At 48.7% G+C, this 20,534-nt stretch carries 16 protein-coding genes; 8 read left to right on the top strand and 8 right to left on the bottom strand.

The window, feature by feature from the left end; all coding sequences use genetic code 11:
- Positions 1–155 precede the first annotated feature (155 nt).
- The 3 genes from B5X72_RS01260 to B5X72_RS01255 all read left to right on the top strand — a co-directional run bounded on the left by B5X72_RS01260 (position 156) and on the right by B5X72_RS01255 (position 3,067).
- Complete coding sequence (locus tag B5X72_RS01260) at positions 156–1,826, top strand: vitamin K epoxide reductase family protein (protein WP_079714987.1); 1,671 nt, start codon at positions 156–158, stop codon at positions 1,824–1,826.
- A 135-nt stretch (positions 1,827–1,961) separates the two neighbouring features.
- Positions 1,962–2,162 carry a hypothetical protein gene (locus B5X72_RS20900; protein ID WP_217698072.1) on the top strand — a complete coding sequence of 67 codons (201 nt, stop codon included), beginning with the start codon at positions 1,962–1,964 and terminating at the stop codon, positions 2,160–2,162.
- Positions 2,163–2,251: 89 nt separating this feature from the next.
- Positions 2,252–3,067, top strand: a complete 816-nt coding sequence (locus B5X72_RS01255; RefSeq protein WP_079714986.1) for a GLPGLI family protein — start codon at positions 2,252–2,254, stop codon at positions 3,065–3,067.
- Positions 3,068–3,136: 69 nt separating this feature from the next.
- On the opposite strand, the gene B5X72_RS01250 is transcribed toward B5X72_RS01255, so the two are convergent.
- Positions 3,137–3,862, bottom strand: a complete 726-nt coding sequence (locus B5X72_RS01250; RefSeq protein ID WP_079714985.1) for a pyridoxine 5'-phosphate synthase — start codon at positions 3,860–3,862, stop codon at positions 3,137–3,139.
- A gap of 108 nt (positions 3,863–3,970) precedes the next feature.
- Between B5X72_RS01250 and cdaA the strand changes: the two genes are divergently transcribed.
- Complete coding sequence (cdaA, locus tag B5X72_RS01245) at positions 3,971–4,753, top strand: diadenylate cyclase CdaA (RefSeq protein WP_079714984.1); 783 nt, start codon at positions 3,971–3,973, stop codon at positions 4,751–4,753.
- Positions 4,754–4,832: 79 nt separating this feature from the next.
- Here the strand turns inward: cdaA and B5X72_RS01240 are convergent, their stop codons facing one another.
- The 5 genes from B5X72_RS01240 to B5X72_RS01220 all read right to left on the bottom strand — a co-directional run bounded on the left by B5X72_RS01240 (position 4,833) and on the right by B5X72_RS01220 (position 10,484).
- The gene (locus tag B5X72_RS01240) at positions 4,833–5,681 is read right to left on the bottom strand and encodes a DUF2911 domain-containing protein (RefSeq protein WP_079714983.1); all 849 of its coding nucleotides are present in this window, start codon (positions 5,679–5,681) and stop codon (positions 4,833–4,835) included.
- Positions 5,682–5,867: 186 nt separating this feature from the next.
- Positions 5,868–7,151, bottom strand: coding sequence for a sugar MFS transporter (locus B5X72_RS01235; protein ID WP_079714982.1), 1,284 nt, complete (start codon positions 7,149–7,151; stop codon positions 5,868–5,870).
- Between the two features lie 405 nt (positions 7,152–7,556).
- The gene (locus B5X72_RS01230) at positions 7,557–8,069 is read right to left on the bottom strand and encodes a DinB family protein (RefSeq protein ID WP_079714981.1); all 513 of its coding nucleotides are present in this window, start codon (positions 8,067–8,069) and stop codon (positions 7,557–7,559) included.
- Positions 8,050–9,276 (bottom strand): sensor histidine kinase, encoded by a 1,227-nt coding sequence (locus B5X72_RS01225; RefSeq protein WP_079714980.1) that lies wholly within the window; start codon positions 9,274–9,276, stop codon positions 8,050–8,052. Before B5X72_RS01225 ends, B5X72_RS01230 begins: the two co-directional genes overlap by 20 nt.
- Positions 9,273–10,484, bottom strand: coding sequence for an aspartyl protease family protein (locus B5X72_RS01220; RefSeq protein WP_079714979.1), 1,212 nt, complete (start codon positions 10,482–10,484; stop codon positions 9,273–9,275). The genes B5X72_RS01225 and B5X72_RS01220 overlap by 4 nt, the downstream gene beginning before the upstream one ends.
- 84 nt (positions 10,485–10,568) lie before the next feature.
- On the opposite strand from B5X72_RS01220, the gene gltX reads away from it, so the two are divergent.
- Positions 10,569–12,101 (top strand): glutamate--tRNA ligase, encoded by a 1,533-nt coding sequence (gene gltX, locus B5X72_RS01215; protein ID WP_079714978.1) that lies wholly within the window; start codon positions 10,569–10,571, stop codon positions 12,099–12,101.
- Here gltX and B5X72_RS01210 read toward each other — a convergent pair.
- Positions 12,082–14,967 (bottom strand): DEAD/DEAH box helicase, encoded by a 2,886-nt coding sequence (locus B5X72_RS01210; protein ID WP_079714977.1) that lies wholly within the window; start codon positions 14,965–14,967, stop codon positions 12,082–12,084. The genes gltX and B5X72_RS01210 overlap by 20 nt on opposite strands.
- A 94-nt stretch (positions 14,968–15,061) precedes the next feature.
- A complete protein-coding gene (locus B5X72_RS01205; RefSeq protein ID WP_079714976.1) occupies positions 15,062–17,278 on the bottom strand; it encodes a helix-turn-helix domain-containing protein in 2,217 nt (738 codons plus the stop codon).
- 197 nt (positions 17,279–17,475) lie between these two features.
- Here B5X72_RS01205 and B5X72_RS01200 point away from each other — a divergent pair, with 197 nt between their 5' ends.
- The 3 genes from B5X72_RS01200 (at position 17,476) to B5X72_RS01190 (ending at position 20,532) form a co-directional block, all read left to right on the top strand.
- Positions 17,476–17,718, top strand: a complete 243-nt coding sequence (locus B5X72_RS01200) for a FeoA family protein (RefSeq protein WP_079714975.1) — start codon at positions 17,476–17,478, stop codon at positions 17,716–17,718.
- 4 nt (positions 17,719–17,722) lie between these two features.
- Positions 17,723–19,807: a ferrous iron transport protein B gene (gene feoB, locus B5X72_RS01195; protein WP_079714974.1), complete on the top strand. Its 2,085-nt coding sequence runs from the start codon at positions 17,723–17,725 to the stop codon at positions 19,805–19,807.
- Positions 19,808–20,031: 224 nt separating this feature from the next.
- Complete coding sequence (locus tag B5X72_RS01190; RefSeq protein ID WP_079714973.1) at positions 20,032–20,532, top strand: cupin domain-containing protein; 501 nt, start codon at positions 20,032–20,034, stop codon at positions 20,530–20,532.
- Positions 20,533–20,534: the final 2 nt, after the last annotated feature.

Genomic DNA, 20,534 nt, shown 5'->3' with positions numbered 1-20,534 from the left:
TATGCCCTATTAATGAATTAAATTAATAGTATCCGCCAACACCTCAAAAAAATATCTATTTTAATAAAATTGTTACTTTTTTTTGCAAAAATATTCTATTTGAAATAGCTAACTTAGGGAAAGTTAAGTTTATTCCCAAATAAAAACAACTTAGAATGGCCAGCTTTCATCAATACAGTTTGACAAGAGCACCAAATCATAACAAAAGAGACGGCTTATCTCCTGTTTGCCAATTCCTCTTGAACTTTTTCAACATTAGATTCACAAATTCCCAACTTTCCGATTTTCTTAATAATCACCTTGAATCCCCATCTCTGTTAACCATCAAAGATACGTTGGCAGAATACGGTATCGATAACGCTGCGATCAAAAAAGCAGACTATTCTTATACAGACTTTGAAACACCTTTTGTTTGCGTGATACAACGGAAAGATTGGAATCAAGCCAGGTTTACCGTGGTTACAACGGTGGATCAAGGCATGATAAGCTATCTCAATCCGGTTGACAATAAATTTGTTTCAATTCCATTGGCCGAATTCGAGAAGATGGATAAGGAATTGATACTGTTTATGGATGGTTCCAACGACAGAGATGAGAAAAACTATCAGAAAAACAGACAGCAGGAAGCCATAAACGGCATTATCAATCAAATTCCGATATATCTTTTGGGGGTTTCTCTCACAATTACAGTGTTATACCTATTTAGTGCGGCTAATTTAACGCCACAGCTTTACTATGTCCATATCGGTTATCTGTTAACAAGCATTTTAAGCATCGGTTGTGCCATATTACCACTATTGCATGATGTAGATTCGCACAATCCCTTTGTCCAAGAGATTTGCGGAACCGGAAACAAACAAGTGAATTGCACGGCTGTTCTTACCTCCAAGGGTTCTTCATTTTTGCACATCAGTTGGTCCATATGGGGATTCACCTATTTTACGGCATTTTTCCTGTCCATGTCGCTCTTCGCAAACCAAAGTCTGATATACGTTAGTATCTGGCCGGTATTGTCTTTCATTGTTTCGCCCTATGTGATTTACTCACTGTATTATCAAAAGCTGGTCGTAAAACAATGGTGTCCCCTTTGTCTTGCCGTGCAGGCGCCACTATTTCTAAACTTATTTTTAGCCACTTTCCATTTAACAAAGAACAACACCTTGGCATTTGGAGTCGAAGGTTGGTATGCGTTATTTACCGTTATATTTTTGGGCTTAAGCATATTGATGGCGGCCTATTGGGCCATACCCTTAATAAAACGGAGGAATGATAGCAAGAACTACAAAAAGCGCTGGAAAAAATTACTCTTGCATCCGGATACTTTCCAAGTGTTATTATCTAAGAGCAATCCGATAACTGAATCTGTAATAGATATAGGGATTGTCATCGGCAATCCAAATGCACGAAATGAAATTATCAAAGTTTGCAACCCATATTGTGGCCCTTGTTCAAAAGCGCACTCGGAGTTAGAGCACCTTATAAACAGGAATGCAGATGTCCGGTTAAGGACTATTTTTTCGGCGAGCGGAGCAGATGATGACAAACGGACAGCCCCTGCAGCACATCTGTTAGCTATCCAACAAAAATATGGAGAGGCTATTGTTAGACAATCATTGGACGAATGGTATCTGACCCCTAAAAAGAAGTATGCATCATTTGCCAAAAAGTATCCCATGAATGGCGAATTAAAAGAACAAAAAGGAAAAATAGAAGAAATGAGAAATTGGTGTGATACGATGAAAATAAGAGTGACACCACCACTATTTATTAATGGGCGTGAATTACCCAAACATTGTCGTGTTACCAATTTAAAGAGTTTTTTATAAGATATTATTACGCAATAAGTTTGGCCCAATTGCAAGTGGTCCAAACGCAGATGGCACTCTGCAACTGGCCCTCCTACGATTTTCGGGAGAAAGTGAAAATCAACTATTAACAAACAAATTAACGTAATCGTAATTATGAAAAAAATCAGTTTCAAAAACTTATCTGCCGATGAAATGCTCTCAAGAGAAGAAATGAAGAATATTTCTGGTGGATACACATGTCAACTCATGAGTGGGGGCACATTTACATGTAACGCACCTTCTGCATCAGATTGTTTGGATGTGTGTTATGAGAACAACTGGGATTGCTTTGGCTGTTTCGAAGTGATTTCCTGAATAAGTTCACCTACTATTAAAAATAAGTATGGGCTTTTTCGCCTATACTTATTTTTAACAAACATGAATTGAATATTTACTCATTGACCATGATTCGAGCACTTTTTTTGTTGTTGGTTTCTTTTGTTGTTTCCCATTGCTTGTTTGCGCAGGCGCAGAATCCTGCGCATAAAATACTGTACCTCATGGAGTTCAGAGAAGACAGCACGTCCAATAACACTAAGGAGGAGCTGACAGAGCTATTGATTAGCAACGAAACATCTCTTTTCCGTTCTTGCTACTTAGCCCAACGGGATACCATGCGATACCATCCGGATGCGGGGCTTACCGAACCGACCTTTCCGATTTCCGGAAATTACCATAGAATAGTGAAAAACAGCCAAGCCCAAAGCATTGCATATTATCAACAGTTGAATGTAGTGAACGGTGAACTATATCGGTACACCGAATCAATGGAAGATTTGAACTGGGAATTGCTACCGGACACCATGTCCATCGGTAGTTTGAAATGCCAGAAGGCAAAAATAAACTATGGTAACAGGAAATGGGAGGCATGGTTCTGCCCGGATATCGCCATTTCCGATGGGCCGTATAAGTTTTGCAACTTGCCGGGACTGATAGTGCAGGTTGCGGACACAACAGATTCTTGGTCATTTTCGCTTGTTGGAATCCATGAAATTCCCCCATTTGATTTCGATCTTCGCTACCTGAACCAAAGCGTGGAAATGGACAAGTTGGACTTTTACAAACATCGAAAAGAGTTCATGGCAAACGCTGTTGATAGAATGTTGGCTGCTGGAGTAATAAGTTTTCCCGATCCGGCAACAGAAGTAAAAATGAGAAAAAAAAGTGAAGAAGGAATAAAACAAAGAAACAACCCTATAGAGCTGTATCCTCAACCGTGATTCGAGCATTTCTGCCGTTAGTTTATTCTATACATCAACCGTTCCCCCCGGAGCTTGTTCTACCGACCGCTAATCACCACCTGCCAACTGCTCCAAATACCGCTTAATCGTCGTTTCCAGCCCCAGATACAATGCATCGGCAATCAGGGCATGGCCGATGCTCACCTCCAGCAATCCCGGTATATGCTGGCTGAAATACCGCAAATTGTGCAAATCAAGGTCGTGCCCGGCATTAAGGCCCAGGCCTGCCTGCTGCGCCACCTTAGCCGCCTCAATATAAGGCGCGATGGCGCGCTCCCGGTCTTGATGGTATAACCGTGCATAAGATTCGGTGTATAATTCCACGCGATCGGTGCCGGTCTGTGCCGCAGCTTCTACCAGCTGGGGATCGGCGTCAACAAAGATGGAGACACGGATGCCGGCTTCTTTAAACTGCGCACAGGTCTCTTGAAGATAGGTGCGGTGTTTGATGGTATCCCATCCATGGTTGGACGTAATCTGCCCCGGATCATCCGGCACCAGCGTCACCTGGGCAGGTAGCGTATCCAGCACCAGGCGGACAAACTTCTCCTCCTGGCTATTGCCTTCGATATTGAGCTCGGTCTTGATGGTTGCCTTTAAATCGTAAACGTCCTGATACCGGATATGCCGTTCGTCCGGCCGTGGATGTACGGTGATACCCTGCGCACCAAAGCGCTCACAGGCCAACGCGGCCTGGAGTACATCCGGGTTATTTCCACCCCGGGAATTGCGGAGTGTTGCAATTTTGTTGATATTGACGGAAAGTCTTGCCATGATTTTTTTTACAAAGGTATAAACTTAGTTAAATTGCTGCGCAGTTATCAATCGCTCTTCAGCCATCGAGCGTTTTTTATAGTGGAAATTTCCTAAATTGCGGGAATTATGGAGAGTCTCGACTTTAGTTTTAGGTTACTGGACATCATTGACATCTTTCTCGTAGCTGTCATCCTTTACTATATCTACAGCCTTATCCGGGGAACGATTGCGGTCAATATCCTGATTGGATTGGGACTGATATACATCATCTATATCCTTGTCAAGCAATTCAACATGCACCTGCTTACCAACATCTTCGGCGGGTTCATCAGCGTAGGGTCATTGGCCTTGGTCGTGGTTTTCCAGCAGGAAATCCGGCGTTTCCTCATCCATATCGGCAAAAATATCTCCGTCAAGCGAAAGAACTTCCTTTGGTCGTTCTTTGTGAGCAAAAAGGCCGCCACACAAGATAATCGCCTGCGCCTCAAGCCCATCATCGATGCGTGCAGGAGCCTATCCAAATCTCATACGGGAGCATTGATGGTCTTTGCCAAATACTATGATGAAGAATATTACCAAACCAGCGGCGAATACCTGGACGCTCATTTGTCAAAACGGCTTCTGGAAAGCATCTTTCAAAAAAACAGCCCATTGCATGACGGCGCCGTGGTCATCGTTGATTTTAAAGTCATGACCGCCAGCTGTGTTCTGCCGCTGTCGGACAGTGAAGATTTACCGCTCCATTTTGGGCTGCGCCACCGTGCAGCCATTGGCGTGACGGAGGTGAGCGATGCGATTGCCGTGGTGGTCTCCGAAGAAACGGGGGAAATTTCATTTGCCAAAGACGGCAACGTAAACATGAATATCAGCCATGAAGAGCTGGAGGAGCTGTTGAACGTCAATCTGTAGGCCTCTCTTGTAAGCAAAGGCCCGTGCCGCTTTGCGCAGACCGGGCCTTTACGACAATTTCGGATATATTGGCGCGTGCTTATCGCTGAGCTTCAGCCAGCACCTGGCCGTTCAGCCGCACATATTCGGGATTGTTTTGTTCCTTTGCAATCGCAACACCTTCTGTAGCGGTAGCAGCCGCTCCGGCTTTGTCTCCGGCCTTGAGTTGTATGCGAGCTTTCCAATACTTGATATACGGTGCGGGATTAGGTGCCTTATCGGCTTCGTTGATCCACGCCAAGGCTTTTTGGATATCCTTGTTATTCGTATAATAATATTGTGCGGCTTGCAAATACGGCTTCTTTTCACCTTTCATGGCTTCATCGATGGAGGCCATAATTTCGGCATCTTGATCGACTATCAAATCGAAGCCGATTTGTGTATTTTCCCAGGCGATGTTCAATTTGGCACTTTGCGCGGTCACATCGGAAAATGTCATGATGAAGGTTTCCACCGGTTTGCTCAACTTTTCGGGGTTAACCTTAAAGCGGAATAAATCCTCTTCCTGCGTATAGGAGTAGGCGCCCCATTGTTTGCTGTTTTTTGAAAAAATAACCGTCCATTCGTCCGCCCCCGGTATGGTGAGCAGCCCGTACGTACCGGGCGGCACTTTATTTCCCGCGATGGTCACTTCGGTATCAAACGTGAGCGATGGAATGTTGTTGGCTCCCGTACGCCATATAGCGTCATAAGGTTCCAGCCCGCCAAAAATTTTCCGCCCGTTCAAGTTAGGACGGCTATAGGTAAGTGTCACCGTACCGATACCGAGACCCTGCGTGATGGTCTGCGCGCTACTGGCAGGAGGCAACTTCAATTGAGCGTTTGCTGGCTGCCATCCCATGGCAACCGCAATGGCAAGGATTGCCGATGCAAAAAGTCGTTTCTTCATGTTTCTGTTGTTCGTTTACAATGGTCCGAAATTAAGAAATATCCGGCAACATTACCGAAATATTACAATTCGTGCATAATACACCTTCGTTCCACACGTTTTAAAGGTGTTATTTCACAAAGTCCTGTTTTCCTGTGCTGTGCTGACGCATGGCGCAGGAAAATCAGGCACAAGCCCTCCGATAGCCTATTTTTTCCCAGCCGTATGGCCGCTTGCTGCGTAATACAGGATATAGAGGTAGCATACGCCCATCAGCAATAGAAACACCAACTGGAAGTCGTAGCTATCCTTCAATGTGGCGAACAACTGCGGGATAACGGCCCCACCGGCTATGCCCATGACCAACAGCGCGGATCCCTTTTCGGTAAACTTGCCCAAACCGGCGATGGCCAACGGCCAAATCGCTGGCCACATCAACGCATTGGACAAGCCCAAAAGCGCCACAAAGGCAACCGAAACATAACCGGCAGTCAGGTACGCCCCTGCTGTGAAAACAATCCCCAAAACGGCCGATAGCTTCAGCGCCTGCCCTTGGCTCATGACTTTCGGTATCGTAAACAGGCCGATGATATACCCTACCAACATGGCGCCCAATGTAAAGGACGTGTAGATGGTAGTCTCCTCGGGTGGGATATCGAATCCCTGTGCATAGGCACCGATGGCATCCCCGGCCATTACCTCCACGCCGACATAAAGGAAAATACACAATGCCCCAAGCAATAAATGCGGGAATTGGAGCACGCTGGTTTTTTCCTTGGCCAACGACGCATCGCCTACCGGTTCAGCGTTTATCTCCGACGCATTTATCTCTGGCAGGGACGACTTGGCCACCCAGATGGCCAGAACGACCAGTATGAGGGCCATCACCATGTAAGGCGCGTATATTTTGGCTGCAAACTCGTTGAGTATGGCTTCGGCAGCTTCATGCGACCCCGCCTCGGCAACACGTTTATCCAGATCGCGCACATCTTTAAAAACCAGTGCACTGATGACAATCGGACTCAAAATACCCGCAAGCTTGTTGCATATCCCCATGATGCTGATGCGGCGCGCGGCAGTCTCAATGGGCCCGAGAATACTGATATATGGATTTGACGCTGTTTGCAGCAACGACAAGCCGGAGCCAATGACGAACAGCCCCGCAAGGGAAATGTTGTAATTTCGTTGGGTAGCATAAGTACCGAAAATGAAGGTCCCCACAGCCATGACGAGCAACCCCAGGGCCATGCCTTTCTTCATGCCGGTGCGCTCCAATATCCAGGACGACGGCAGCGCCAAAAAGAAATAAGCCATGTAAAACGCTGTCGTGACCATGAATGCTTTGGAATAGGTATCCAAGCTGAAGGCCAACTTCACGAATGTAATCAGCGGACCGTTGATCCAGGTAACGAAACCGAAAATAAAAAAAAGTGCACCGATGATGACCATAGGTCCGACGGTGGATTTAGGAGTAGTAGCATTGACACTCATGTCGGGTTAGTAGTTAAATGTTGTTGTACTTACAAGACTATGAAATTAAATCTACAATTGGAATAAAAAAGATTATGCAAACGGTTGATTAGTTTTCGATGAGCGGTGGCCGGCAAAGATGGCAGATGGTCGACGACCGGCATAAGGTTTTCTAAAATAGGAAACGCCCTGAATTATCAGGGCATTTCCTACACCTAAACCGTATCATAAAACCATGGAAATGGTTTCGTAGATATCTTAATTACAAAAGAGCGTTAAAAAGGTTTTTTTGTTTTTTTATTTTTTATCGCTTGATAAGTGCACGCTGCCGACACCGTCGACCGGCTCCTGTTCCACCGCTGGTCGCTGCCCCCAATTAAACCCGTTCAGGTGGCTGGAATGAAGCCCCGGACGCAGCGATGTGAATCATTCTCCCAGGTACCGTTCGCGGATGATGTTGCGGTGATGATTAAGGTGGCCTGCAATAATGTACATGAAGGCACGAACACTGATAAGCCGCTCGGAAGCAAGCCCCTTGCGCATCAACTCGTGGTCGTTTAAATGCCTGAAAAGCATTACGTTTGATTCCCTGACCAACGCAAACTCATCGGAGAGACTTTTCAATGACCGCTCATTGAACCGCGCATTAGCGACAAAGTCGTCCGGTTCAAAACCAATCAGTTCTTTGGTATCGTTGCGTGCAAACCGCAACGCGCGATAGGCCATAATTCGCTCCGTATCAATGATATGGCCCACCACTTCTTTGATCGTCCACTTTCCTTCGGCGTACGCATATTCGGATTTTTCCTCGGGGATGCCGGCCAGGAACATCGGAAAGGTCTTGACTTGTTCATTGAGCAAGTCCATGATATCTCCCGAGATGGTCTCTATGTAGGCGGTGTAAATTGCCGGATATTCATCAGATTTGAGCGGGTTCATACGTTTGGCTACTTGGTAATACAATTCTAAATGTGGTTCCTTTGTCTATCTCAGACTCTTTTACAAAAATCTGCCCTTTATGATATTCGATCATCCGCTTGGTAAGACTTAATCCCAGTCCCCAACCCCGTTTCCGGGTGGTAAAGCCCGGCTGGAATACCGCATCGAACTTGGCGCGCGGAATCCCTTTTCCGGTATCGCTAATGTCTATAAAAATTTGCTCTTTTGCAATATTCTCTGAAATCACAATATCGATTCGACCTGCGGACTCAATGGCATTTGCCGCATTCTTCAACAGATTTTCGAGTACCCAATCGAATAACGGCACATTAAGCATGGCTTCGACTTTGGTATCGCCTGAAACGTTGAAAATGATCTTGTCGCTCGTCCGTACCTTGAAATAGCTGACAAAATCGACCACCACTTTATATACTGCATGACTTTGTAGCACCGGCGCCGAGCCGATTTTGGAAAACCTGTCGGCAACGATTTCCAGCCGTTTCACATCGCTCTCCATTTCGATGAGTAAGGGATCGTTTTCGGCATCAAACTTGGCACGGACCAATTCCAGCCAAGCCATGAGCGACGATATCGGCGTACCCAATTGATGGGCTGCTTCCTTGGCCATCCCCACCCAGACGAGATTCTGCTCGGATTTACGGATGGAGTTAAATACGGTGTAGGCAATGCCCAGGAAAATCGCAATCAGCGATAGCTGAACGTAGGGGAAAAAACGCAGCTGGTTTAACAGCAGCGAATCTTTGTAATAGACAAACCATTGACCTCCGTTGGGGAGGTTGATGATAATCGGTGGATGGCTTTCCTTCATGATAGCCAGTTGCCGATTGAAATATGCCGGGTCATACTGGAGGTTGTCATCGTTGCTATCTGCTAAAATATTGGTTTTGGTAGAATCCAGATCACGCCAATAGATGATGCTGTCATGAGCATCGGCGATAATGGCCGGAAGCGAAAGGCTATCACGAACGGCATAAATGAATGTAATGGCCTCATCGTCTAAATCGGGCATCGTAATGATGTTTCGCGTGCTCATCGCCCATACCTCGGCCTTGGTCCGCTCAGATTTGGAAAGGTTCCTTACCAGGTAATTTGTGTACAGCAGCGACGCCCCTGCAATGAGCGCCGCAAAGATTAACAAAGCAAATTTCCAACGTTGTTGGTTATATTGGTAAGGAGTGAGATTCATTCTTCTGCCGTAATTTTCACTCGTTTTGTCATCCCATCATCCGCCTGTATGGTCAGGTATGCCTGATTTTCCTCAATATCCAGCAAGTTTTCAAGAATTAAACTACAGGTCTCCCGTTGCGAGATATCAACATCGTTGATCGCCATGATGCGATCGCCCACCCGTACACCCGGATCACCGTTTCCCCAGATAATCCCGACTACCAGTTTATCCCCAGGTATCGTTGGAGAGAGGCTCCAATCTTTTATTGTCTTTTGATAGGTAAGTTTCATGGCCGTCACATCGTGAGGCGCAAAATAAAAATGTTTATTTATACCATCTATGGTCACATTACCGTAACGTAGCGGTCCCGCTCCCAATCTTGTATTCGAACCATCCTGTGTGGTGGTACTGACGTCAGCAAATTCGACTCCACCGATTTTCAATGCCGGTAGCAACACACGATAGCGCGTGCCGCCTACCCCTTCGCCATGCAACCCAATCTGCGCATTCCCAAATCCACGTTCTTTCAAGCGGAATGCTTTGCGCCTTTTTCTGGAAAAAACAGCATAACTGCGCTCGCTTAAACTATAAAAATTGCCGTCGCCGGTATCAAAAAGCACACGCTCTGATGCCTGTTTTGCTGGATGCACCTCCACGAATGGCAGGCTTTGTATGCTATCCAACAGGAGGCCGGTCCGAAAATCTGGATCGACTGCCACGTGCCGGATATCGTCGGTAAGCACAATCACCTGCCGTTGTGCGTCAAAATGGACGATGGAATTTCTGGTCATGTTGCTCCCAATAAGCCCCTCGACATCAAAGCACTTCAATATCAGGTTGTCCTCGCTTGCCACCAGAGCAGGAATTCCATCAAAACGCGTCGCACCGATACTTATTCCATCGATATTGACCACATACATTGAATCGCGTTGCGCATTTACATCAGTTATTCGCTTTTTGGCCAACGTGTCCGCATACAATTCCGCGGCGAGCCGACGAGAAACCAACAAGGGCGCATCGGTATCCCAGATAAATCGCCTCTCCTTATTTTGAATGGCTATGCGCACAATGATTTTATTACGCACCCCTTCATAAGGAATCTCTTCATAGTACCCGGCGTGCTGCGTGCCCCCCCGGTTGAATGCCACGGTATCCTGCGGTCTACAAAAGCCACCAAAACAACCCGGTACAACGAGGAATAACAAAATGGACAAACTGCGCATCATATAAGCGGATCTTAAATCCACCGCCAAAATACATAATTCTGCCTTAAATGGTGGTTTCGGTGCCGCATTTTTTATCTTTGCGACATGGATCAGGACAGGAACGTAAGGGTGCGTTTTGCACCGAGCCCCACGGGAGGGCTGCATTTGGGTGGTGTGCGCACGGCGCTATTCAACTATTTGTTTGCCAAACAGCATGGCGGTACGTTTGTGCTGCGCATTGAAGATACTGACCAGACCCGCTTTGTACCGGGTGCCGAAGCATACATCCAGGATTGCCTCCGCTGGTGCGGCATTGAGCCCGATGAAAGCCCCATCCATGGTGGCGAGCACGGCCCCTATCGCCAGAGCGAACGCAAAGCCAATTACCGGGCATATGCAGAACAACTCGTAGCCAATGGCTATGCCTATTATGCCTTCGACACAGCCGAGCAACTGGATGCCCAACGTGCGGCACATCCCAACTTTAAGTATAGCCATGAAAACCGGCAGCAACTGCGCAATTCACTCAGCCTACCCGCTGACGAAACCGAACGGTTGCTCGCGGAAGGCCATCCGCACGTCATCCGCATCAAGATGCCAGTAGGCGAAACCATAGGTTTCGAAGACCTTATCCGGGGGATGGTAAGCTTCGACTCGTCGTTGGTGGATGACAAGGTGCTGCTCAAGGCTGATGGCATGCCCACTTACCACCTGGCTGTGGTGGTCGATGATTACGTGATGGCCATCACCCACGTCTTCCGCGGCGAAGAATGGCTGCCCTCCGCGCCTGTACACATCCTGCTATGGGAATACCTTGGCTGGCGCCACGCCATGCCCAAGTGGGCTCACCTGCCGCTCATCCTTAAACCCGACGGTAACGGCAAGCTCAGCAAACGCGACGGCGACCGGCTCGGCTTCCCGGTATATGCAATGAACTGGCTTGACCCCCAGACCGGCATTCTCACGAAGGGCTTTCGCGAAATGGGTTTCCTACCCGAAGCGTTTGTGAATATGCTGGCGTTGCTTGGCTGGAACGATGGCACCGACCAGGAGATTTTTACACGCGATGAGCTGGTAAGCAAATTTTCCGTAGAACGCATCAGCAAGGCTGGCGCCAAATTTGATTTCGAAAAAGCCAAGTGGTTTAACCACGAGTGGATAAAGCGGAGCGACGGCGACACCCTGCTTTCCGAGCTTCGCAGCCTGCTGGCGGCCAACGGCGTCATCGATCCCGATGAGCAATACCTCTCAGCAGTGCTGGCGCTGGTAAAAGACCGGCTCACGTTCACCACCGATTTTTGGGAGCAGGCTTCGTATTTCTTCAAACAACCGGAGGGATACGACCTTGCCGCCATACAGCCCAAGTGGAATACGGAAAAGACCGCGTTCTTCGCCGATATGATTGCCAAGCTGGAAAATTTTGCGCCCTGGCATAGCGCCGAGTTAGAGAGCTTTTACAAGCTGGCCATTAATGCTTCAGGCATGAAAATGGGTGAATTAATGCTTCCATTCCGTGTCATGCTGGTGGGCGGCAAATTTGGCCCGCACGTGTTTGACATCGCTGCGCTGCTTGGTCGCGAAGAGACCGTAGCGCGCATGAAGAAAGGCCTGGAAGCGTTTACCCAAGCAACTCCTTGATATCATCCTGCGTGAGCGACTTAATGAAGCTTTCCTCGGTAGTGATAAGTGTGTCGGCAATGGTTTTTTTGCGGTTTTGCAATGCCAATATTTTTTCTTCCACCGTATCTTTGGTAATGAATTTATAGATAAACACATTGCGTGTCTGCCCGATGCGGTGGGTCCTATCTATGGCCTGCTGTTCTACTGCCGGATTCCACCATGGATCAAGGATGAACACATAATCGGCTTCCACCAGGTTGAGCCCCACGCCCCCCGCTTTGATGGAGATAAGGAAAAGCCGGGTATCTTCGTTTTCCCGGAACTGCTTGACTACTTCTTCTCGGTTTTTAGTTGCGCCATCCAGGTACGCGTAGCCGATGCCGTGTTTTTCGAAATATTGCTTAAAAATCACCAGCTGTTTCACGAATTGCGAAAATACCAGCACTTTATTCCCCCGCTGCAATACGCTTTCAAGGGTGTGAATGACGCTCTCGAACTTGCCGGATTCTCCTTTGAACGTGCTATCGACCATACGCGGGTGGTTAGCCAGCTGCCGTAGCCGGGTGAGCCCCTGCAACAACGTGATTTGCGGCGTTTTATGCTTTTCGTCACCCAAATTTTCCAAGATGGCATTGCGGTATTCTGATTTTATCCGCTCATAGCGCTCGGCTTGTTCGTCTCCCATCGCGCAATAAAAAATCTGTTCCGATTTGGGGGGCAGTTCAGTAGCCACCTGGCTCTTGGTACGCCGCAGGACAAACGGTTTGATGATGGCCTGCAAACGCCGGGCCTTTTCTTCGTCCTTCTTTTTTTCGATGGGCTGTACAAACTCCTGTTGGAAATAATGGTAACTGCCCAGCAAGCCCGGATTGAGAAAAGCCATCTGCGACCACAAATCGGCCACGGAATTTTCCACAGGCGTACCGCTAAGCACCAGCCGGTGTTTGCTCTTGAGACTTTTCACGGCCTTGAATGACTTAGACGTCGGATTCTTGATAATCTGGCTTTCGTCGAGGATGATGTAGTTGAAATAAAAGGCACTCAGCAGTTCCTCGTCACTGCGGACAATGCCATAGGTGGTGATGATGAGGTCGTAGTTTTCAAATGCGGCTGCTTCCTTATGCCGGCCTATACCGGTATGCACCAAGATGCGGAGATCGGGCACGAATTTGTCTGCTTCGTTCTGCCAGTTATACACGAGTGAAGTGGGCATGACAATGAGCGACGTCTTGGGGCCTTCCGCCTGGGTCATCCCCTCTTTCTGTTTCTGCAGAAACGCCAACGTCTGGATGGTCTTCCCCAGGCCCATATCGTCTGCCAGGCAGCCTCCAAAGCGGTATTGCTGCAAAAAGTGGAACCAATTGTAGCCTGCCTTTTGATAGGGCCGTAAGGCACCCTTGAATTGCTGGGGCTCTTCAATATCTGCAATCGCTTCAAACCCGGCCAACTGGGCCAGTTTACGGTCCATCGTCAAGGCCGTATGCTCGGAGATATCACTGAGCAACCCTACATGGTACTTACTCAGGCGAATACTTTTTTTATCTTCCGAAAAATGGAACAGCTGATTGTAGCGGGCAAACCATTCTTCGGGAATAATGGCGACCTCACCATTTGGCAGGACAAATTCTTTGACACTGTTCAGGATATGGTTGCGCAATTGCGTAAACGGCACTTCGTACTGGCCAAAACGCGCAATAGCCTGCACATCAAACCAATCGTTATTTTCATTGATGGATAGATCCAACTCCGTCCGGCCAAAGAAAAACCGTTTGTTGGGATCCTCCTGCACGATCTCATAGCCCAGCCGAAGAAGTTCTTCGTTGTGATCCCGCAGCCAGTCCATCGCCGATACCGCCTCGTTGCCCCTGGGCTCAGGCTCGAGGTTGCTGAAAAGCGCACTGGCCTTGTGCAAGCCCATGTGCAGCAGCTCCTGCAAGCGGTTTTCCTCCCAGTGCAGTGAGCGCTTGATACGGTGAAAGGTGTATTGATCTGCCGCCTCATCGTATTGCATCCGCACGGTCACTTTATTCTCGCCGCCCGACGCAAAAAGGTATGGGCCATAGCGGAAATCCAACTGCAGCTGGGAGGTTCCGTTTTCAACATAAAGCAACTTGATGACGGGAACCGCGTTGTGCTGATGTGTTTCGATGGCAAACCCCTCCGCATATACATGATGCTTTTCTATCAATCCGCGTACGAACGTTTCGAAATATTTGCGCTCGGTCGCCCGTGCTACAGCGATATACCGCTTTTGAAGAAACGGCGACAGCTTTTTTCCTTCCAACGGTTGGTCGAAATGGTACAACACATTTTCAAGCAACAGCCAGGCTTGCTGATTGATGACCACCTGTGCGTCTTTATACATAAATTCGATACGCTGTCCCTCATACTTTATGGTTGGGAAATAGCGTGTTTCTTCGCCGTTGCGGCGAAAGTGGAATAACACTGACGCCGCGTGCGGAGCGATTTCAATCCGCTGCTCCGCGGCATATCCGTCTTTGCTCATCAAAAACAAAGGTTTTTCTTTGAGCAATTCCAATGCCTGCAACAGGCGCCGCTCGATTTTGGGCCGGATGTAGTCGAAAAACTTTTGATCAAATATTTTGGCGAAAAAATCTACCGGCCTGACGGGCTTCTTGTGGTAGCGCTTTATGATATTGGTTTGTTCTATTTCTTCCAGCAGTTTAATGAGCTTGTGGTCGGTCTCGTCCAACACGCCCGCATAGTCTGCTGATGTATTGCTGAAAACCCGTCTATGCGTCAATGAATATCCACCATTGGGATTGAGCTGCACGACGTGCGGTTCGATGAGATAACCCAGATAGGGGTGTTCGCAAAGGGAATAGACCAACTCGTAAGGCTGTGTAGTATCGACTTGCTGCATCTAACAACTGTGGTATCTGAAAAAGGCATCAAAGATACGGAAATCTGCGCAATAATCCCGCTGTCTTCCGTAAGACTTGTGCCATCCGGCATTTTTACTGCGCGATAGCGGCTTGGGCAACGCGGATTTCGTCGTATCCGACGTCAGGCCCCAACATGTTTTTGATGGCTGAAAACGACTTTCCAGGGTGCTTACGCAACGTATCCAAAATGGTCTCCAATTTGGCTGCATCCACCAATTGGGTGGCTTCGACACCGTTGCCGATGAATTCAAGGAGATGGCCGATCACCGTGCCGGCGGTTAACCCCCGCTCTGCTGAAATCTCATCAACGGATTTGCCCGATCGGAACAGCTCAAAGCTGATGCGCTTCGTTTCGCCCTTTTTTGTTTTGCGCGCCGCGGCCATGTCGGGCAATTCCGATGCTATTGCAATGGTTGCCAATCCGTTCGCCTGGGTCATTATCGCTTGCAGATCATCGCCCTTGACCAATGCTCCCGTAATGGAGGCACACTGCCGCAACTGCTCCCGCTTGCGCTTGAAATCAATGAGCGGTTCTTTCAGCGCTTCCACGTACTTCTTCGTCCTTTTTTTAACCGCCCAAGTGCGTATATGCGCTTCCAATGGCACCACCAATTCGTCGTCGATGCGGGGCAAAAACCAATCTACGGCTTTGGCGGTACGCTCGTGGATCTGGGCGTAGTCGGCATGTTCTTGCTTGTTGAGCAAGCCATTCAATTGGTTCCTGAATCGATTGGCCACTTCCCGCAGGTGTTCGCAGGTGTGGCATTGCGCCTGCATAAACTGCATAGCTTCGGTCAGATCGGCGATATTGCGTTTGGCTAAATCGGCTTTCAATGCAGCCAATGCTTCGACAGCGGCGTCCCACCTGAAGGCCTGAAGGAGCATATGCCCGATGTAGTGGCGTTGGGAGGCTTCCAATAAGGCGGGCACCTCCTCATCTGCCAGCGTGTTGCTCGAAAAACGGGCCACCTGCTGGTCTGTACGAATGCTATGCGCGGGGATGCGCGAATACAACACCAACCCCTCTAACGTGCGAAGGCGGCTCAGGGCCACATACACTTGGCCGGCGGCGAAGGAGCCCCCCGCGTCGATGATGGCTTTGTCAAACGTTAGCCCTTGGCTTTTGTGGATGGTAATCGCCCATGCCAACCGCAGGGGGAACTGGGCAAAGGTGCCTAACACCTCCTCCTCAATTTTATCTTCCGCTTTGTCATAACGATACCGGATATTTTCCCAAGCTTCGCGTTTCACCTCCACCGCGTCGCTGCCGTCGGTGAAATCAACGATCAACGCATCCCCCGAAGCGTCGATATGCTTAACGTAACCAATTTTGCCGTTGTAATAGCGCCGTTCATCCCCGCTGTCGTTACGGATAAACATGACTTGCGCACCGATTTTCAGTTCCAGCTCCACTTCCGCGGGATACAGGCTTTCGGGAAAATCGTTTGACACCTTAGCCTTCAATGCGATGGGTTTGCCCGGAAGCGCGTCAAGCTCTCTCCGGTTGATGGCATCGGCCCGGTGATTGTGGGTCGTCAGCGTGATGTAAGGCTCATCGCTGGATGGCAGGAAATCGGGGCGGTAATAACGATTGAGCAACTCCAGCTGTGCAGGCGAACAACAGTTGTTGCGGATATCGTTGAGGATATCAATAAAAAGCTGTTCGCTTTGCCGATAAATCTTCTTGAGCTCCAGCAATAGCGGTGGATGCGCTCGCAACACCTTTGCATCGAAGAAAAAGGGAGTCGGATAATACTGGCTCATGATCGCCCACTCCCGCTCTTTCACCACCGGCGGCAGCTGGTACATATCGCCGATAAATAACACTTGTAGACCGCCGAAGGGACGGGCATCACGCCGTACCGATTTCAGGATGGCATCAATGGCATCCAGCGTGTCGGCCCTCAGCATGGATACCTCATCAATCACCAGCAAATCGATTTCCTGGAGGAGGGCTCGCCGCTGCTTGGTCAGCTTCACTTTCCCGAATAGCCGGCGGCGGTTGTATATATGGCTATCATCATCGTTCCACGCGAGCTCATACTCTTCGATATACAGACCGAAGGGCAACCAAAACAACGAATGCAGTGTCGTGCCGCCTGCGTTCATGGCTGCCACGCCCGTTGGCGCGGCAACAGCCATTTTCTTATAACTATGCTGCCGGATATACCTGAGAAACGTTGTTTTCCCCGTGCCGGCTTTACCGGTAAGGAAAATGTTGCGGTTCGTCTGGTTCACAAACGATACGGCTTGCATGAATGCCGTATTTTGCACGTCTAGTTCGGCCATAATGCTGAAGAAGGTTTACTGTCAATGTTAAACAGCAGGTAAACAAACAAAAGTACTATTTTTTTGGATAGTTGCGGCCGGTGTATACGATAAACTTCCGGTTGTCTCCAGCTGCCGTTTATACACCGAAACAATTTCCTGATGTTTAGATTCATTATAATTAGTACCTTTGTACCCTTGTTAGCAAAGTCCATGTAATGTCACAACATCAATCCATTAACCAATTAAGAAAGGGAGAAACAGCAACCATCGTTGGATACCTCGCCGATGAGATACCCATTAAAATCTACGAAATGGGATTATTACCTGGGGTCGTGCTAACCTTGAAACGGCAGGCGCCATTCAATGGACCGGTTTGCATCCATATCCGGGACAACCCCAATGCCATAGCGTTGCGCCGGTCTGAGGCAGCCCTTATTTTAATCGAAACCCTATCATAAAAACATGACCGAGACAAAAATCGCCTTGGTGGGCAACCCCAATGTAGGTAAATCCACGGTATTCAATAAACTGACTGGCCTGCGCCAGAAGGCGGGCAACTATCCGGGCATCACTGTGGAAAAGAAAACGGGAAGCTTTACTTATCAGCATACCAAATATCAGCTGATTGATCTCCCCGGAGCCTATGGCATTCACCCCTCTTCGCTGGACGAGGAAATCGTTTATGAGGTACTCGTTGATAAAAACAATCCGAACCACCCCGAGCTGGTGGTCGTTGTGGGCGACCCGTTCAACCTGAAGCGCTCGGCCCTGCTTTATCAGCAAATACGGGAGATCGGATTACCGGCCATTTTTGTGGTGAATATGATTGATGAGGCCGAACGGGCAGGAATTTCCATTGATGTAGACCGGCTCGAAAAGGTGCTTTCGACCAAGGTTGTGCTTACGGATGCGCGCTCGGGCAAAGGCATTGATTCGCTGAAAGCCGCCCTGCAATACAAACCCAACGGCTACACTCCCGCATTCAGCATTCCGGATGAGTATGCCGCTGTCACCCAACAGGTGAAGGAGCAGCTGGCACCTGCCAACGATTACATCGCATGGTTGTATTTGTCGCAAAAACGCAGCAAACACTTGGATGCCACAGCGTCTTCCGAAATCAGCGCCATCCGGCAAGAAAACCAGATTAATTATCATCGGCTGCAAATACACGAAACGATGGCAAGGCACAGCACGCTGGATCGCCAGCTGGCCAATGTGCTGAAGGATCCAGCCAAAAAGCGTGAAAACCTCACGGCTCGCCTTGACGACTTGCTGATCCACCCGGTTTGGGGGTATGTTGTCTTCTTCGCTTTGCTCATGCTGATTTTCCAGGCCATATACACATGGTCGGGCCCCTTCATGGATGCCATAGATAACGCCTTCGCGTGGCTGGCAGCCAGTGCCGGCGAACGATTGCCGGACGGCCCGCTTAATGGCTTGCTGACGGACGGCATCATCGCCGGTATCGGCGGCATCGTCATTTTCATCCCGCAGATTGCCATCTTATTTGTGTTTATTTCCCTGATGGAGGAATCCGGCTACATGAGCCGGGTAGTCTACCTGATGGACCGGTGGCTACGCCCCTTCGGGCTCAGTGGTAAAAGTGCCGTACCCCTCATGTCGGGCGCAGCCTGCGCCATTCCGGCGGTGATGTCTGCCCGCACCATTGAAAACGATAAAGAGCGATTGATCACGATACTGGTCACACCGTTTATGACTTGCTCCGCGCGGCTGCCCATTTACATCATCATCATCGGCTTGGTCATCCCCCAAGAGCGTTTCTGGGGATTGGACTTACAAGGACTGGTGCTCTTTGGTATGTATGTATTGGGCATATTAGCGGCCTTAGGAAGTGCCTGGGTGCTGAAACAATTGATGAAAACCGACTATAAGAGCTTTCTGATCCTCGAAATGCCCACCTATAAATATCCCGTGGTACGCAACGTACTGCTGAACGTATGGGACAAAACCATGGGCTTTATACTGGGTGCAGGCAAGATCATTTTGGCCATCAGCGTTATCCTGTGGGTATTGGGCTCGTTTGGGGTAGACGATCGGTTTACCAATGCCGAAGATATTGTACGTACCGAGCGTCCGGAGCTCAGTGATGAAGCCCTTGAAAATGAAGTACAGTCGCAGCAGCTGGAATATTCGTTCCTTGGTACAATGGGCCGGTTTATCGAGCCGGCAATAACGCCCTTGGGCTACGACTGGAAGATGGGTATTGGCCTGATATCTTCGTTTGCGGCCCGCGAGGTATTTGTCAGTACCATGGCTACCGTTTACAGCTTGGGTGGCACGGATGATGAGCTGACCATTCGCGAGCGTATGGCGAGTGAAATCAATCCCAACACGGGCCGTCCGGCCTACAATTTTGCCTCGGGTATATCGTTATTATTATTTTATGCGTTTGCCATGCAATGCATGAGTACCATCGCTATTGTCAGAAGAGAGACAAATTCGTGGAAATGGACATTGATACAATTGACATTTATGACCGGATTTGCGTATCTTGCAGCTTTGATGGCATACCAACTTTTGAAATGATCAATGGATGCGATTACGATTCAATACCTAGCCATTAGTGCGCTGTTTTTAGCAGCACTGGTTTACCTGATTCGGCGAACCAGACGCTCCTTCAATGGAAGCAAGGGGTGCTCAAAAGGGTGCGGGTGCGAATTTAGTGAGAAAACAAAAGCGCTGAAAACCGAATAGGATATTGAAAACCTGTCGGGTTTCTATTATATTAGCCGCTTCAAATAAAAAAACCAATGACTTACCAAACGAAGGAAGAACTTTTCAACGAGATAGCAGGGGTCCTTACAGGCCAAGGATTCCAAATCGTACAACAGGACCAGACGCGTCCGTGGGGTGGTTTTTTCGTGATTGAGGAATCCCAAGCCCAGGAATTTGCGAATACCTATTTCAATGGGCTTGACGTGCAGGAGCTCAAGATCTCGGGAAAGCTCAGCCCCAAAATCCTCATCGTAGCCCCCGGAAAGCGCCTTTCCTGGCAGTACCATCACCGCCGCGCCGAAATCTGGCAGGTGGTACGCGGTATCGTCGGCGTGGTGACCAGTGACACCGATGAAGAGCACGAATTGCAAATCCTGAATCCAGGAGACGTTATCCGGCTCGACCAGGGAGAGCGCCATCGCCTCGTAGGACTTGATGAATGGGGGGTACTGGCTGAAATCTGGCAGCATACGGATGCTTCCAATCCGTCGGATGAAGACGATATTGTAAGGGTACAGGACGATTTTGGAAGATAAGG

This window comes from Parapedobacter luteus (assembly GCF_900168055.1).
Classification (GTDB): Bacteria; Bacteroidota; Bacteroidia; order Sphingobacteriales; family Sphingobacteriaceae; genus Parapedobacter; species Parapedobacter luteus.
Note: the sequence above shows the minus strand (reverse complement) of the source record. Positions and strands in the feature narration are given on the sequence as shown.